The organism is Paenibacillus tundrae (assembly GCF_030812775.1).
In the GTDB taxonomy this organism is placed as follows: domain Bacteria; phylum Bacillota; class Bacilli; order Paenibacillales; family Paenibacillaceae; genus Paenibacillus; species Paenibacillus tundrae_A.
This window is the reverse complement of sequence record NZ_JAUSTI010000007.1, coordinates 64,578-80,291: the sequence shown is the minus strand read 5'-3', so window position 1 is coordinate 80,291 and position 15,714 is coordinate 64,578. Positions and strand designations below refer to the sequence as shown.

Here is a 15,714-nt window from a genome sequence, read left to right as displayed (position 1 = left end):
TACATCACATTCAAGGGTACACTAAGAAACAGAGCAAGATCATATTGAAGGAGGACATTGACATGAGTAGCATTACACATATGGTCACTTTTACACTTTACGTGGGCAAGGATACGCCAGAGGCAGAGAGCTTTTTACAAGAAAGCCAAACGGCATTAGAAGCCATCCCAGGTGTGGAGCAGTTTCAAGTGTTTCGCCAAGTGAGCGAGAAAAATGAATTCGATTACAGCTTTTCGATGGTTTTTGCGAATCAAGCGGCATATGATGCTTACAACAACCATCCGGTTCATGTCCAATATGTAGCTGAACGCTGGGAAAAAGAAGTCAGTCGTTTCCAAGAAATTGATCTGATTCAACATACAACATAAATCAAAATTATAGTTGTTCAAACGGAATTTTCGAAATCGTTTTCCATAAAGGTAGGTGTTCATGTTGAAACAGTTGGATCTCACAGGAAAAATGGCTTTGGTTACTGGAGCAACGGGTCAGTTAGGAAGGGTTATTGCGCGTACTCTCGCTGATTGTGGTGCGAATATTGCCCTGCATTACATAAATAATGAGGCCAAGGCTCAGGAGCTTCAACGTGAGATTGAGAGCATGGGTAAACAAGCAATTATTGTTCAAGGTGATATCACCAGACCAGAGACGGCTCCACGGCTGCAAGAACAAATTCAATCTAGCTTAGGTGGAGTAGATATCGTTGTAGCGAATGCTGTCATTCAATATGCGTGGACAACGGTATTGGAACAGGCACCTGAAGATTACCTCGGACAATTCGAGTCTTGTGTGATGCAGAGCGTTTACCTAGCCAAAGCCTTTATTCCTTATATGAAAGAGGTTAAAGGTGGGCGTTTTATAGGCATCAACACCGAATGCGCAATGCAAAATTTCGAGACACAGTCCGCCTATACTGCGGGTAAACGTGGAATGGATGGCTTGTACCGTGTACTGGCAAAAGAAGTGGGCAAATATCAGATCACCGTTAATCAGGTGGCTCCTGGCTGGACGATTAGTGAACGTGATCGTTCTAGTGAACCTGGACATGATGAAGGCTATACACGTACTGTGCCATTGAAACGAAGAGGGGAAGACCAAGAAATCGCTAATGCGGTTGCTTTTCTTGCATCTGATCTATCCTCGTTTATTACGGGAGCTTACATACCGGTTAATGGCGGCAACGTGATGCCTGCGATCTAATACATCTTTTATTTAATCCGTACAACAGATAAATTAAGCATTTCGACCTGAAATCCGTTTGTCCTATGACAGACGGATTTTTCTTATTGTATTCACGCAGATTATATCTATACATACATATAAATTTGATTCGATATTCAAAACATTGGGGTATAAGAATAGGTATATTCAAGACGTGGAAACCTAACTCAAAATAAGCAATTAAAGGAGATCATCATGAAGAAAACAATCGCAGACGTTCTTGTCGAAGCTCTATTAAATGCTGGCATCAAGCGGATCTATGGCATTGTTGGTGACTCTCTTAATGCTGTCCTGGATTCGATTCGCCGTTCGGGTAAAATTGAATGGATTCATGTTCGGCATGAGGAAGTTGCCGCCTTTGCAGCCGGTGCAGATGCCGAAGTAAGCGGTAGTATTGCTGTGTGTGCAGGTAGTAGCGGCCCCGGAAACACACATCTAATCAATGGTTTATATGATTGTCATCGAAACCGTGTACCAGTACTAGCTATCGCTGCCCATATTCCGAGCGACGAGATCGGGGGTGAATACTTTCAGGCTACTCATCCAGAATATCTGTTCCAAGAGTGTAGTCACTATTGTGAAGTCATTACAACAGCCAAACAGATGCCTCGTTCATTAACGATGGCCATACAAACGGCAGTAGCTCGTTCAGGTGTTTCGGTCGTTGTTTTACCCGGGGATGTTGCGGCTCTAGAAGCGGCAGATCTTCCTGTCCCTGAACATGTATACCATCCAACTAATCCTGTCGTGCATCCTTCAGAGCCTGAACTAATCAAGCTTGCGGAATATCTGAATCAAGACAAAAAAATCACATTGTTGTGCGGAGCTGGTTGTGCAAGTGCTCGTGAACCTCTAATGGAGCTATGCGAACGCCTCAAATCACCCATGGTCATTGCGCTACGAGGTAAGGAATATCTTGAATATGATAATCCGTACTCTGTAGGATTAACGGGTCTAATCGGATATTCGTCTGGCTACCATGCGATGATGGATTGTGATGTGTTATTGATGCTGGGGACGGATTTCCCTTATCGTCAATTTTACCCTGAGGATGCTACGGTACTACAGGTCGACATTCAGTCCTCGCATCTTGGACGGCGTACGAAGCTCGACTTCGGTGTCTGTGGTGATGTGAAATCAACGATCGAAGCCTTGCTGCCATATTTAACAAAAGAACATTCTGATAAACACTTGAAGAAAAGTGTTGATCGTTATGTCAAAGTTCGCAAAGAACTGGACGAACTAGCCACCGGCAAACCGGGTAAAACGCCAATCCATCCCCAATACTTAACGAAAATCATTAGTAATGCTGCTGCTGAGAACGCAATATTCACCTGTGATGTAGGCACACCTACGGTGTGGGCTGCTCGATATATTGAAATGAGCCGTAATCGCAGGCTGCTGGGTTCATTTAATCACGGTACAATGGCTAATGCACTCCCTCAAGCGATTGGTGCTCAAGTTGCAAATCCAGGTAGACAGGTCATCTCACTATCTGGAGATGGTGGTATTGCCATGCTTATGGGCGATCTGTTAACACTGAAGCAGCATAACCTGCCGATTAATGTAGTTGTATTTAACAATGGCGCACTAAGTTTTGTTGAACTGGAGATGAAGGCAGCTGGTTTTCTAGAATCGGGGACAGAACTTGTGAATCCTAACTTTGCTATGGTCGCTCAGGCTATGGGGTTAGAGGGCATCCGAGTGGAAGACCCAGCGGAGCTGGAGGGAGCAGTCGAGCGTGCACTTCAACATGATGGACCTGTCCTGATTGACGTTGTCGTTAATCGTCAGGAGCTCTCGTTGCCTCCGAAGATTAATATTAAACAGGCTGAAGGATTCACGTTGTGGATGATGAAAGCTGTACTCAATGGTCGAGGCGATGAGCTGATTGAACTCGCTAAGACGAATTTGATACGGTAAGTAAGATAACACGTTCGGAGTTGAGATAATTGCCCTAGCTGAGAGCTAAACAACTGTATTTCTAGAAAGCATATTCTTTGTTCCACTTACCGCTGTTTGAAGTAATACAGGGCAGATTCGTGTGTAAACAAGGGGGTCAGCCATGCCTCGTATGAGGACGGCACTCCTTGTTCCATCACGTTGTATACATCTATATTATCGTGCATCATATTATTTAAAATTGTTTTTATTTTCTAAGTCCTATAAAATAAATGTTGTCAGATAGGATTATGTATCATTTAACCTACATATGTTGCATTTTTTTGTAACTAACTGCTTCATATTGATCTAATGGATCCGACGACGAGAGAATACACACACATGGAGGAGATCAGAATGAGTCATACAGGAAAAGTAGCCATTATCACTGGAGCAGGAAGTGGATTGGGTCAGGCAGCCGCATTGAAGCTCGCTGAGAAGGGCGCATCTATTGTGGTCGTTGATCTAGTTGAAGCGACAGGCCAAGAAACAGTTAAACAGATTGAGGCGTTAGGTGGCAAAGCTATTTTTGTTCAAGCCGATGTAAGTAAGGCAGTAGATGTGGAAAACTACGTGAAGAAGACGGTCGAAGAGTTCGGACGTATTGATATGTTCTTTAACAATGCGGGTATTTCTGGGCCTGGTGTCAAATTAATCGAACATACCATTGAGCAATTTGATCAAATTATCGATATTAACCTGAGAAGTGTATTTTACGGGTTGAAATACGTGATTACTGAAATGCTCAAAACAGGCGGAGGTGCAATTCTCAACACTGCTTCTACAGCAGGAATTGTAGGCGTTCAAGCCGTTGCTCCTTATGCAGCAACAAAGCATGGTGTTGTAGGATTAACGCGTACAGCTGCAATCGAATATGGCAAAGATAACATTCGTGTTAATGCGATTGCTCCAGGTACGATTGAAACTCCTATGGTTGTTCAGTTTGGTAAGGATAATCCGGAAGTGTTCAAAGCAACCGTTGATAGCATTCCATCCGGACGTTTAGGTAAACCGGAAGAGATTGCGAACTTAGTTGCGTTCCTGCTTGGTGACGAAGCCCCGTATATTAATGGTGCTGTATATCCAATTGATGGTGCCGTAACTGCGCAGTAATATCGAATAGTAACCTTACGCGCACTAGGCTAGGCAAACATAATAAGGAAGTATACAAAAAGGCATCTGTCTGAAGACAGTGCCTCTTTGTGTTATCCCCCTAGCCGATGTGAAACTTACGTAACTGCTGAGAGATATGAGATTAAATATTAACGATCCAAGGATTCAACATAATCTTTGGCTTCTTTAAGAGATAACCCTCTAGCTTCACGAAGTCGCTTGATGGCTTTAATTTTCTGATCCTTCTGAAGCAGGGAGAGCAGTTCCTGATCTAATTCAGATGGCGGTGTGTCTATTGTCGAAGACGAAGCGGTAACAGATGTTGACGAAGCATATTGCTGGGATGAGGATGAGGTTAAAGGAACCGAAGCATTGGACGGCATACGGGCGCCATTCTCCAAACGCTCGACATCTCTTTTTAATTCATTCAGCTGTCGCTGTAAGCTTGCCATCCGGACTAGCGAAATTAACATAAATAGCAAAAATACGATAAATATCATTGTGTTCATTTCCATGATGTTGGGCCTCACTTTCAGTTCAAACAATTTGATTAGAGTTGTAACGGAATCTCCTTTACACCGCGGACAATCATCCCAGGTCTCCATTCAAGCTGATCCACGTCAGCTTGAAGCTGCATATTAGGGAATCGACGTAGGAGTGTCATCACAGCGATCTCCCCCTCTAGACGGGCTAGTGGAGCTCCCAGACAGAGATGAATTCCTTTTCCAAAAGCTAAATGTGGACTCTTCTCACGCGTGATGTCGAATACGTCTGCATCTGGAAATTGTTGCTCATCCCGATTAGCAGAGTCCAAAGCGACGATAACCAATTCGCCTTGGCTAATATGCTGATCTCTGAATTGAATATCTTCCAGTGCCCAGCGAGATGTGCTAAATTCAACAGGTCCGTTGTAACGGAGCATTTCTTCAATGGCTTGATGAATCAACTCGGGTTGTTCAATGAGAAGATCTCGCTGGCTCGGGTGCTCTAATAAAGCTAGGATACCATTGCCAATCAGATTAACCGTTGTCTCGTGACCAGCAATAATTAGCAGCGCAACAACGCCTAACAGCTCGTTCTCTGTTAACTTCTCACCAGCTTCTTCTGCAACGACTAATTGACTGATGAGATCATCCCCAGGCTCTTTACGAACCTTATCAAACCAAGCATTTAGATATTCAATAAACTCTTGGGCATGTTGTTCAAACATCTCGGCGTGCTCAGAGCTCGTTGCATCAATGATCGTGTTAGACCACATCCGGAATTTATCCTGATCTTCTAGTGGTACACCTAGGATTTCGCTAATCACGATGATGGGTAGCGGAAAAGCATAATCATCAATCAGGTTCATTTGATCCTTGGATTCTAACTGATCGATTAGATTGTCTGCGATAGATTGAATATGGTCTCTCATTCCTGCAATCCATTTAGGGGTGAACGCTTTCTGCACAAGTCCACGTAAACGGCGATGATCCGGCGGATCAGAGAATAACATATTATTGACAAAAATGCTCTGATTCTCAGCTCCATACCGTTTAGCCACGTCCTTACTCAGACGTGAATCTTTCAGGATCTCAACAGCATCCTCATATCGCGTAATGATCCAGCCGAATTCACCACTCGGGAACATTACTTTATAAATCGGATTGTTCTTTCTTAGATTTTCATATACGGGGTAAGGGTTCTGTGTAAATTCTCTAGTAAAAAACGCCGGTTGAGAAGGCTCATCCATGTTCAAATTGTAAATCTCCTTTCATCTAAGAGCTTGAAATATGATATTCTTGTTTAAGGAATTATAGGGAACTTTTGTGGCTTCATACATAAAGTTTGGTTCATGTATATATTCCATATCAAAATGCTGAAACCTGTCTTCAACGATAAAAATGTAACGGAGGCGAAGTGTGCATGTCTAATCCTCAATTACCACTGCATCATCATCATATCCCTGCAAGCCCTCTTGTCCTGGGCTGTATGCGTTTCGGAGGCGAGTGGGATGGACTCCCGATTACCGATGATTTAGTCTACGAGGGACATCAGGCTGTGGAAGCAGCACTGGAGATTGGCATTAATCATTATGATCTGGCAGATATTTATACACGAGGCAAGGCGGAGCATGTTTTTGGACGTATATTAGCGGAATCAGCAGGCTTAAGGGAACAGATCATCATTCAATCCAAATGCGGCATACGTCTCGTTGGAGATGATGATGGCCCACAACGTTACGATTCATCAGGATCACATATCCTCGCCAGTGTGGATGGTATCCTTCAACGTCTGGGTGTCGATTATTTGGATATTTTACTATTACACCGTCCAGACCCGCTTGCACACCCGCAAGAGATTGCGGAAGCCTTGGCTAAGCTTCATCATTCCGGAAAGGTAAGGCACTTCGGTGTTTCCAACATGGGTTCAGAGCAGATTCGTCTCCTGCAGTCCTATAGCAACGTGCCTTTTATCGTGAATCAGCTTGAGATGAGCTTAGACAAAATTGGATTTGTTGAGGCTGGCGTCACCGTGAATCGTCCTCAAGCACTCCATAATGTATTCCCTTACGGAACAATGGAGTTCTGCCAATCGGAGCATATACAGCTCCAAGCTTGGGGTGCACTTGCTCAGGGACGTTTTACAGGAAGAGTCGTTGATGGCCAACGACCAGAGATCGAAGCTACAACGCAAATCGTTGAACGGATCGCGAAGGAACGTGGCGTTACATCTGAGGTTATAGTACTTGCCTGGTTAATGAAACACCCTGCGGGTATTCAGCCTATTATCGGCTCGATCCGCCCAGAGCGTATCAGAGCCTGTAAGGATGCGGTCCAGACTGAACTAACTCGCTACGAGTGGTATGAACTGTACTCAGCTTCTTGTGGACGGAGAATGTAGAAATTAGAACGTAGAAAGAAAGATGAAGAGATTCGTGAGCACAGGTTATTGCCTGTGCTTTTTTTGGCTAGTTTGACGTTCATACTTACACTCTTACCCATGTCCATGGACTTATATATCAAGCCTGATATGAAGGACGTTACAACCATTTTTACCGTTTTCTACAGTGGTTTAACGCATGCTGTGATAAAATGCCTAGTATAAGAACATACGATCTGTTTATTCGAGAGGAGATATCTTGACGATGGAGATGCTTAAACCACCCGCCGAGACATTATATGAAACTGAATTACGTGCATTACGAGAAGAAGATACAGGGAAACGTCCCCCACATTGGTTGTTATCTCCCGTGTACGTCAGAGATTTTATTATTGGTAGGGATAAGCCCGCCATATTGAATGGTGAAGAGGTAGCAATCACACGTAAATTTTACGGTAATGATGTACTAATCGAGCGTGCAGTCGTCACACTTGCGGGCAACCGAGGACTGATGTTAGTAGGTGAACCTGGTACAGCGAAGACCATGCTCAGCGAGTTGCTGTCCGCAGCAATTTCAGGAACGAGCTTGAACACCATTCAGGGCACAGCAGGTACCACAGAAGATATGATTAAGTATTCGTGGAACTATGCCATGCTGCTCGATAAAGGTCCATCAGAAGCTGCTCTTGTACCGTCTCCTCTATATAATGGAATGAAAAAAGGCATTATTACACGTTTTGAAGAGATTACCCGCTGTCCAGCAGAGGCACAAGATAGCTTGATCAGTATTCTCAGTGACAAGGTGATGAGTATCCCCGAACTGGATGGTGGCGTTTTGTTCGCGCAATCCGGATTCAACGTGATTGCTACCGCCAACATACGGGACAAAGGTGTCAATGAGATGAGTGGTGCATTGAAGCGTCGTTTTAATTTTGAAACGATCAAACCAATCAGCAATGTGAAAATGGAAGCCAAAATTATTGAGTCACAGGCTCGGAGCCTATTATTACATAGTGGTATCGATATTGATATCAATACAGATGTGGTTGAACTGTTAGCCACAACCTTTATGGAGCTTCGTACAGGATTAACGCGAGAAGGATTCAAGCTCGATACACCACAAGCGACAATGAGTACGGCTGAAGCTGTATCGGTCTATGTTCAGAGTGCGATGACATCCTATTATTACGAAGATAAAGATATCGCATTAGATCGGCTTGTTCAGAACATGCTTGGAACGATTGCTAAGGAAAATGAAAAAGATCTTTCGATTCTCAAATCCTATTTCTCTAAGATTGTGAAGGAGCGAGCTCGGGAAGAAGGGATCTGGAAGGATTATTATGAGGAGAAAAAATGGATCGGTTAGAAGAAGCTCGGCAGCAAGAGCTTGAACATGTCGAGACGTTATTTGATTCTCAGGTGTACAACCTGAACAATGACACGATCTATTTTCCTATCCGCCATCATAGTCCAGCGTGTTCTTATCATTTGCTACGCTTAATAGAGGAGTACAAGCCAGATACCATCCTCATTGAAGGACCGGAGAGTGGTAATCCTTATCTGGATGTATTAATTGATGAAGCTACCATTCCACCCATTAGCTTGTATTACACCTATGAGACGGATCAAACGAGAGCAGCCTGTTATTATCCCATGCTGCGATATTCACCTGAATATGTAGCTCTGAAAGAGGCCTCACGGCTTGGCATACCAGCTCAATTCATTGACCTGGATTATCATCATTTCTCGCAGCCGAGAGAGCAAGAGCAACAACACGTATCTGTTCAGGATGAGACATTGCTCGCAGGATCTGACTTTATTCAACGGTTGTGCCACAAAACGAATTGTCGCAGCTTCGATGAGTTGTGGGAAAAAGTATTTGAGATTGCAGGGCTTGAGAAGACAACGCAAGCATTTGTGCAGGAGGTATTTACCTATTGCACGTTATCTCGTATGTGTTATACAGACAAGCAATTGCAACGTACAGGGGATCTCGCTAGAGAAACTCATATGAGACAACGTATACAAGAAGCTAAGCTGGTATTTGACCGCGTACTGGTGATTACGGGAGGATTCCATACCTATGGGCTTGTTATGCCAGACTCGAGTTCAACCAGCTTCGAAAACACTAATTTATCATATCCTTCTCAAGAGCCGGAACTGGAACCCGTGCGGAAGCAAATGTATCCGATGGTGTACACATTCGCTGAAGCAGATCGATTAAATGGATATGCAAGCGGGATGCCTTATGTTAATTATTACGAACAGATCTGGAATCACATCCTTCGTCATAACCAGTCACCGTATCATGCAACCGCTGTGGAGGTCTTATCTAAACTTACACGCAAACTTCGTGAGAATCATGAGTATGTTTCTACAAGCGATGCGATTGAAGCTTATAGCATGATTCAGGGACTCGCCTCACTGCGTGGCAAGAGAGAAGGCGGAGTTTACGAGTTAATGGATGGAGCGTTATCCGCCTTTGTCAAAGGTGAGCTTACATTAGCTACAGATAAACCACTGCAAGAGCTTCAGCATGTTTTGACCGGGGATGTTATCGGTACAGTGGCACCAAACCGCTATAGTATTCCAATTGTTGAAGACTTCAAAGAGCGCTGCAATGAGGCTAAGCTTCAGCTGCGAACGACAGGTCAACACAAGAAAGTGTTAGACCTGTATGCAAAGCCTGAACATCGCAAGCTCAGTCAATTATTTGAATGTACGACGTATCTTGTGCCGGACTTTGCCAAACGCCAGGCAGGCCCGGATTGGGTTGAACAGCGTGATATGAATTTAGTCCGGGAGACGTGGGTGTATGCATATTCCTCCAGAGTCGAAGCCCGCTTAATTGAAAATTCGCTATATGGTGGAACGATTCAGGAAGCAGCAACACGGAAAATGGAAGAAGCGATGAACAGCATCCCAGATCATCATAGCGGGGAGCTTGCCAAGGCAATGCTGCAAGCCATGCTGATGGGACTACAAAGCACCTCGAAGCAATTGGTTGACAAGGTGGCAAGTGCGCTGAGAACGGATGGTAACTTTCTATCCTTATGTGCTAGTCTTCGAATACTGCACCGTATTCATCAGCATCGCAGACTTCTTGGTCTATTTGAGGATCGGCAATTGCCTGCTATGGTGCTCGAAGCATATAACAACGCTGTGGACAAGCTGCTACATCTCTCTAGAACGAATCCCGATGAGCATGAAGCAATCATTCAAGGGTTAAAACTGCTGGCTATGCTGGCAGAATCCTCGGAGGAGCGTTATCTAGATGACACATTCAAAATACATTTGAATGAATTATTAACGGATCATCAGCTTCCTGCTCAATTGGAAGGTGTATGTATTGCCATTTCCTCCGGACTTGGTGATCGGCCAAGACATGAGATTGTAGAACGAGCACGTGGTTATATCCATGGGGCTCCAGAACAAATGCGCCAGACCGCTCTTTATTTGCAAGGTGTATTTGCCATAGCTCGTGATGCCTTCTTATATGAAGATGAACTATTACATGAACTAAATCTTCTAATTGAGCAGCTCCCACTGGATGAATTTATGAGTATGGTACCTGAGCTGCGGCTCGCGTTCACCTATTTCACACCGATGGAAACGGGTCTAATCGCTGATAGAGTCGCAGGTCTGCACCAGGTTCAATCCGAGGAATTAGGACGAGCTCCAGTAGATGAACAGCTACTACAAGCGGCTAGATCATGGGATGAAGCAATGCGAAAGGAGTTTGACGCATGGAAGCTGACCTGAATAACGAGGTACCGGCAAGTGATCAACTGGATAGCGTCAACGACGTATCTACGGAGATACGGAACACAGCTGAGACCATTAATCGTTGGCGACTCATTCTTGGTAATTCAGCAGAAGAAGGCTTGTCTAACAACGCATCATTTGATTCCGAGAATTTTCAATATCAAGAAGTTGATGAGATTCTAGGTTATTTATATAACCGTGAGTACGGCGAGGAACAGGGGTATCGCAAAACAGGCGGACAAGGCGCTTCGGATCTGACGGTGCCCAAATGGCTTCATAAAGTTCGAGAGCTCTTTCCTAAAACGACGGTCGAAATTCTCGAAAAGCAGGCACTTGACCGTTACGGTTTAACGGAGTTATTAACCGACAAGAAGCTGTTAGAATCCCTTGAACCAAATATGAATCTGCTGAAGAACATTATGCAGTTCAAAGGTCGTATGAAGGGCGATGTACTCCGTAGTGCCAAAGAAATTGTGCGCACCGTGGTTGAGGAGCTTCGCAGTAAGCTAGAGTCTCAGACCCGAGCGAGTATTCTAGGGAAACGCAGTCGATACACATCTAGCTCCGTACGATCTTTGCGTAATCTGAATTTCAAACGAACGATCACCAGGAATTTGAAAAATTATGATAAGAACAAAAGAAGATTTGTGATAGATCGTCTCTATTTTGACGGTTCAACGCAGAATCATAACAAGTGGGACATTATCATTGGTGTCGATGAGAGCGGAAGTATGATGGACTCCGTGATCTATAGCTCCGTAATGGCTAGTATTTTTTATCGTTTGAATGCACTTCGTACGAAATTATTTATATTTGATACCCAGGTCGTTGATCTGAGTAACCGACTGGAAGACCCCGTGGACGTTCTCATGAATGTACAGCTCGGTGGGGGAACGCATATCGCAAAAGCGTTAAGGTACGGTGAGACGTTAATCGATAACCCTGGCAAAACGATCTATATTCTCGTCAGCGACCTGGAAGAAGGATTCCACATCAATCACATGTATCAAGCGTGTAAAGATATTATTGATGCGGGCTGCAAATTACTCGTGCTCACCGCCCTGGATTTCAATGGAGATTCGGTCTACAACAAACATGCGGCGCAGACACTTACGAATATGGGTGCGCATGTTGCGGCTATCACCCCGAATGAACTTGCAGATTGGATTGGTGAGATCATCGCGTAAGGATGCATGAAGGATAACATAGAACCACATGACGTTTGTTTCTTGTAAACTCAACCTTAAGGAGGAATAAATAATGATTACAGTTGATCGCGGAGTTGAAGGTTTAGTCGAAAAGTTTGCAGTGATGTGCTCTCAAGATTATTCACTCAAAACAGACCGTAGTGACGAAATTATTGAATATGTCATGGGTCGTACAGATAAATTTCCTGAGATGATGGGGAAATCAAGCCATTATGTCTATTATACGATTGATATGTTAACCAAGCTTGGCAAAAAGGATGACGGAGATGTGTTTTTCCGTGCAGGAGCTATTGTGATGCATTTGGAATCAAGCTACGCTAAACGAAATACGTGGCAAACGAGTGCGTTTGAAATATGTATTAGCGCTGCGTTCTCACCGTATGGCTTAGCTGGAAGAAGCTCAAACCCTGATCGCATGGCTTATCTAGTGCAACGACTGAACAAAATCAAGCAATTCGCTGGTGAAGAGGAAATCCATGAAGAATTGAAGGGCAGATTGAAACGCGCACAGTGGCTTCTAAACAACAAGGAGAATCAGGGCAACTATCGGGATATCCTTCAAGCACTGATGTTATTACATCTGTACTCCAAGCTAAGCGACACTCCCTCGCATGTTGAACAGGTTCAAGAATATAAGCAATCTCTGCCGCCATTATTACAATATGTGATGGAAGATGATTCGGAGAAGCTGCGGGATGAACTACATACATTAATTGAGCCAGCAATCGTGCGTAATATGCAAGGGAAGCACAACAGTTCTGCCAAAGTGCTGAAGGATGAGCATATACAGCAAAAGCGCAGTCAGCTTATAGCTGAGCATTATCCGAATACTGAACTCTCTTCCAAAGAACAAGGCTCACATAATGAGTTTCATCAAACGATGGTGCTGCTGAGCAGTGCTGTGCTGTACCTGATTAATATTCATGGAGGGAAACAGCGCTTCCTTGATGCGAAGACGGAGACAGGAGCTGTTCTGCTAGATACTATTCAACGTTTACATGAGGTGTACCCCCTCGAAGTTCGCCAGTATTTGCTCGGCTTGGACTCAAGGCCGAAGAATGCTAATGCTCTGCTTGAAGGACTGATCTCTCTGGAGGAGCCTTACCAGTTGATCGAATTGTTACGTGATGAACTCAATGCATACATGATATCTTGGAACACGCTTCACGCTGCTATTGCAAGTCAACCAGAGCAAGCGGCACGCGCATATGAGATTCTCAAGACTCCTTTTCTCAAGGCCGTTATTCAAAAAATAATGGAAGATAACGAATTAACACTACCTAATCCGGAAGCGACGATGGAGGAAGCTGTGTTCAACGCTCTTCGTCAACCTTTGGATGGAGGAAGGCAAGGACTTGCGATTGCCCGGTATTTAAATGGCGAAACGTCATTAGAAGAATATTGGGAAGATCCGAACAGTCGCGGACTGTTTAATCATCTGAATCGGGATCGAAAACGAATTAACAATCTGATCAGCATTAGCTTTTTGCCACTTGATTCGGAAGCGATGCGCCGGTTCGCCATCTTGACGACTCATCCGGATTGGACGCTGGATATTATCTCGGATATGTATAGCTCTTATGCTTTCAGTGGTGAGAAACTACTGCAACGTTATGGACAAGACCCTCAGGTGAAACGTGAGCAATTACTTACCAGTCTGTTCTCACTTAACGGAATGACGGACTACAGCTACAAATCGATGCCACAGGATGAATACCGTCGCATCATTCAGCAGAATCTGGATTATGCTATCGCACAATATAAGAAGCTGCCTACAGACACTCGTATTTTGGTACTGGACATTGCTTTTGAACAACGTGAAGAACTTCCAAAGCCAAAGCTGGCTGAGGCGATTCGCGCGGGACTACAGGATTCTTCCAAAAAAGCAACGAGTACTGCATTAGCTGAATTCAATCGCATACCGGATCAGGAATTGTATATGTTGATATATCGCTCAGAGAAAAAAGCAGCAATCAAAGAGATGGCTTTATCTGCAATCCGAACACTAGAGAATAGCAAGTCATTATACGAGGAGCTGTTAAAGAGCGAGAAATCAACAGACTGGAAAAACCTTATTCAGATCCTGCAAGAAACTGCAGATCAGAGTCCAGAGTATGCACATGCTGCGCTTGCTGATCAAGCAGATACCAAAAAACTATCTAGACTCGGCTGGTTATCAGTGAAGGATTTACCTGCTCTCATTCGCTCTGAGGATAATCAACCGTTAGATGATCGTATTAAGCAGTATGCCCTGGTGCAGTCGATGGAGCATACATCTGCTCCGAATGAACGACTTAATGAGCTTCGCGAATATATTAGCGAGGAATCGTTGGCACGATTTGTGAATGAGCTACTCCATGTGTGGATTCAAGATGGCGCTCCTGCGAAGGAGAAATGGGTGATGTACCTTGCAGCACTCTTTGGTGATATTCAGATTGTGAATATATTGGCTTCTCAGATCAAGGATTGGACAGAAAATAGTCGTGGTGCAATTGCAGCAGATGCTGTAAAAGTGCTTGCATACCTCAAAGAGCCATCTGCTCTAATGGCGATCGACAAAATTAAACGTAGTGTGAAGAATCGTCAGGTTAAAGGTGCAGCAGAAGAAGCGTTACAACTCGCAGCTGACAATTTGGGTCTCACTTCGGAGCAGCTGGAAGATCGATTGGTGACCACTCTCGGATTCGATGAGAAAGGAACGTTACAGTTAAGTTATGGGGAGCGCTCATTCCTCGTCAAGGTGAGCAGCGATCTGCAGGTCGTCGTGCTGAATGAAGAAACAGGCAAATCCGTGAAGAGTCTGCCTGCTCCCGCGCAAAAAGACAATGCTGAGCTCGCCGCTAAATCCAAGGCACGTTTCACACAACTGAAAAAAGAACTCAAATCCATGGTTACGATTCAAGCTCAACGACTTGAAGAATCATTGTCCAAGCAACGCTTATGGACTGCAGAGGACTGGAAAGATCTATTCGTTCGCAATGTCATTATGCGTAAATTTGCAGTTGGTCTCATCTGGGGAACGTATGAAGATGGGGAACTAGTGGACACCTTCCGTTACATGGAAGATGGTACGTTTAATACCGTGGACGAGGATGAGTACGAACTTGCTTCGGCTGCACGCGTTGGGCTAGTACATCCACTTGAGCTGGAGCCTTCTTCATTAGAAGCTTGGAAGACTCAATTAGAGGATTATGAGATCAAACAACCGTTCGAACAGCTAGAACGTGAGGCACATGTCGTTGAGGATGATGACCAAAATAAAGTTGAATATGAACACTTGCCAGAGGCCGAGTTCTCGCCAACTGCTCTGCCAAAAGCATTGGAAAAGTACGGATGGATCAAAGGTCCAGCACAGGACGGTGGCTGGTATCATGAATTTTACAAGGAATATGGAGACCTCGTTGCAGAACTACAGTTCAGTGGTACGAGTATCACGTATTATGATGGCTTAGAAGAGATTACACTTGAAGGGCTACACTTCTTCAAACCGGAGAATAACAGATCTTATTATTATGGAAATAACAAAGCTATTCCGCTCGGACAAGTATCTGGACGCATATTCAGTGAGACCATCTATGATATTTTGAGAGCAACGGGGCGTTGATCA

General features: G+C 44.3%; 11 protein-coding genes. 9 read left to right on the top strand and 2 right to left on the bottom strand.

Going from position 1 to position 15,714, the window contains the following annotated elements:
- The first annotated feature begins 62 nt into the window (after positions 1-62).
- From J2T19_RS13980 to J2T19_RS13965, 4 genes are all read left to right on the top strand, one after another.
- On the top strand, positions 63-368 hold the full coding sequence (locus J2T19_RS13980; protein ID WP_307216669.1) for a Dabb family protein: 306 nt from the start codon (positions 63-65) through the stop codon (positions 366-368).
- A gap of 61 nt (positions 369-429) precedes the next feature.
- Entirely contained in the window at positions 430-1,197 is a 768-nt protein-coding gene (locus tag J2T19_RS13975) for an SDR family NAD(P)-dependent oxidoreductase (protein WP_307216668.1), read from the top strand.
- Between the two features lie 216 nt (positions 1,198-1,413).
- Positions 1,414-3,141, top strand: a complete 1,728-nt coding sequence (poxB, locus tag J2T19_RS13970; RefSeq protein WP_307216667.1) for a ubiquinone-dependent pyruvate dehydrogenase — start codon at positions 1,414-1,416, stop codon at positions 3,139-3,141.
- 375 nt (positions 3,142-3,516) lie between these two features.
- Positions 3,517-4,272 carry an SDR family NAD(P)-dependent oxidoreductase gene (locus J2T19_RS13965; RefSeq protein WP_128102183.1) on the top strand — a complete coding sequence of 252 codons (756 nt, stop codon included), beginning with the start codon at positions 3,517-3,519 and terminating at the stop codon, positions 4,270-4,272.
- A gap of 149 nt (positions 4,273-4,421) precedes the next feature.
- Here J2T19_RS13965 and J2T19_RS13960 read toward each other — a convergent pair whose 3' ends face one another.
- Together J2T19_RS13960 and J2T19_RS13955 are read right to left on the bottom strand one after the other, a co-directional pair.
- The gene (locus tag J2T19_RS13960) at positions 4,422-4,787 is read right to left on the bottom strand and encodes a ribosomal protein L7/L12 (RefSeq protein ID WP_307216664.1); all 366 of its coding nucleotides are present in this window, start codon (positions 4,785-4,787) and stop codon (positions 4,422-4,424) included.
- Positions 4,788-4,822: 35 nt separating this feature from the next.
- On the bottom strand, positions 4,823-6,004 hold the full coding sequence (locus tag J2T19_RS13955; protein WP_370874886.1) for a cytochrome P450 family protein: 1,182 nt from the start codon (positions 6,002-6,004) through the stop codon (positions 4,823-4,825).
- A 173-nt stretch (positions 6,005-6,177) separates the two neighbouring features.
- Between J2T19_RS13955 and J2T19_RS13950 the strand changes: the two genes are divergently transcribed.
- From J2T19_RS13950 to J2T19_RS13930, 5 genes are all read left to right on the top strand, one after another.
- Positions 6,178-7,155 (top strand): aldo/keto reductase, encoded by a 978-nt coding sequence (locus J2T19_RS13950; RefSeq protein ID WP_307216660.1) that lies wholly within the window; start codon positions 6,178-6,180, stop codon positions 7,153-7,155.
- Positions 7,156-7,399: 244 nt separating this feature from the next.
- Positions 7,400-8,500 (top strand): ATP-binding protein, encoded by a 1,101-nt coding sequence (locus J2T19_RS13945; protein ID WP_307216658.1) that lies wholly within the window; start codon positions 7,400-7,402, stop codon positions 8,498-8,500.
- Positions 8,488-10,896 (top strand): DUF5682 family protein, encoded by a 2,409-nt coding sequence (locus J2T19_RS13940; protein ID WP_307216657.1) that lies wholly within the window; start codon positions 8,488-8,490, stop codon positions 10,894-10,896. The genes J2T19_RS13945 and J2T19_RS13940 overlap by 13 nt, the downstream gene beginning before the upstream one ends.
- On the top strand, positions 10,881-12,086 hold the full coding sequence (locus J2T19_RS13935) for a VWA domain-containing protein (RefSeq protein ID WP_307216655.1): 1,206 nt from the start codon (positions 10,881-10,883) through the stop codon (positions 12,084-12,086). The genes J2T19_RS13940 and J2T19_RS13935 overlap by 16 nt, the downstream gene beginning before the upstream one ends.
- Before the next feature lie 73 nt (positions 12,087-12,159).
- Positions 12,160-15,711: a DUF4132 domain-containing protein gene (locus tag J2T19_RS13930; protein WP_307216653.1), complete on the top strand. Its 3,552-nt coding sequence runs from the start codon at positions 12,160-12,162 to the stop codon at positions 15,709-15,711.
- Positions 15,712-15,714 lie beyond the last annotated feature (3 nt).

What these genes read in the sequence shown, in the direction of transcription:
- J2T19_RS13965 (WP_128102183.1), top strand. Translation starts at nt 3,517, where the DNA reads ATGAGTCATACAGGAAAAGTAGCCATTATCACTGGAGCAGGAAGTGGA.
- J2T19_RS13935 (WP_307216655.1), top strand. Translation starts at nt 10,881, where the DNA reads ATGGAAGCTGACCTGAATAACGAGGTACCGGCAAGTGATCAACTGGAT.
- J2T19_RS13980 (WP_307216669.1), top strand. Translation starts at nt 63, where the DNA reads ATGAGTAGCATTACACATATGGTCACTTTTACACTTTACGTGGGCAAG.
- J2T19_RS13950 (WP_307216660.1), top strand. Translation starts at nt 6,178, where the DNA reads ATGTCTAATCCTCAATTACCACTGCATCATCATCATATCCCTGCAAGC.
- J2T19_RS13975 (WP_307216668.1), top strand. Translation starts at nt 430, where the DNA reads ATGTTGAAACAGTTGGATCTCACAGGAAAAATGGCTTTGGTTACTGGA.
- J2T19_RS13960 (WP_307216664.1), bottom strand. Translation starts at nt 4,787, where the DNA reads ATGGAAATGAACACAATGATATTTATCGTATTTTTGCTATTTATGTTA.
- J2T19_RS13945 (WP_307216658.1), top strand. Translation starts at nt 7,400, where the DNA reads ATGGAGATGCTTAAACCACCCGCCGAGACATTATATGAAACTGAATTA.
- J2T19_RS13930 (WP_307216653.1), top strand. Translation starts at nt 12,160, where the DNA reads ATGATTACAGTTGATCGCGGAGTTGAAGGTTTAGTCGAAAAGTTTGCA.
- poxB (WP_307216667.1), top strand. Translation starts at nt 1,414, where the DNA reads ATGAAGAAAACAATCGCAGACGTTCTTGTCGAAGCTCTATTAAATGCT.
- J2T19_RS13940 (WP_307216657.1), top strand. Translation starts at nt 8,488, where the DNA reads ATGGATCGGTTAGAAGAAGCTCGGCAGCAAGAGCTTGAACATGTCGAG.
- J2T19_RS13955 (WP_370874886.1), bottom strand. Translation starts at nt 6,004, where the DNA reads ATGGATGAGCCTTCTCAACCGGCGTTTTTTACTAGAGAATTTACACAG.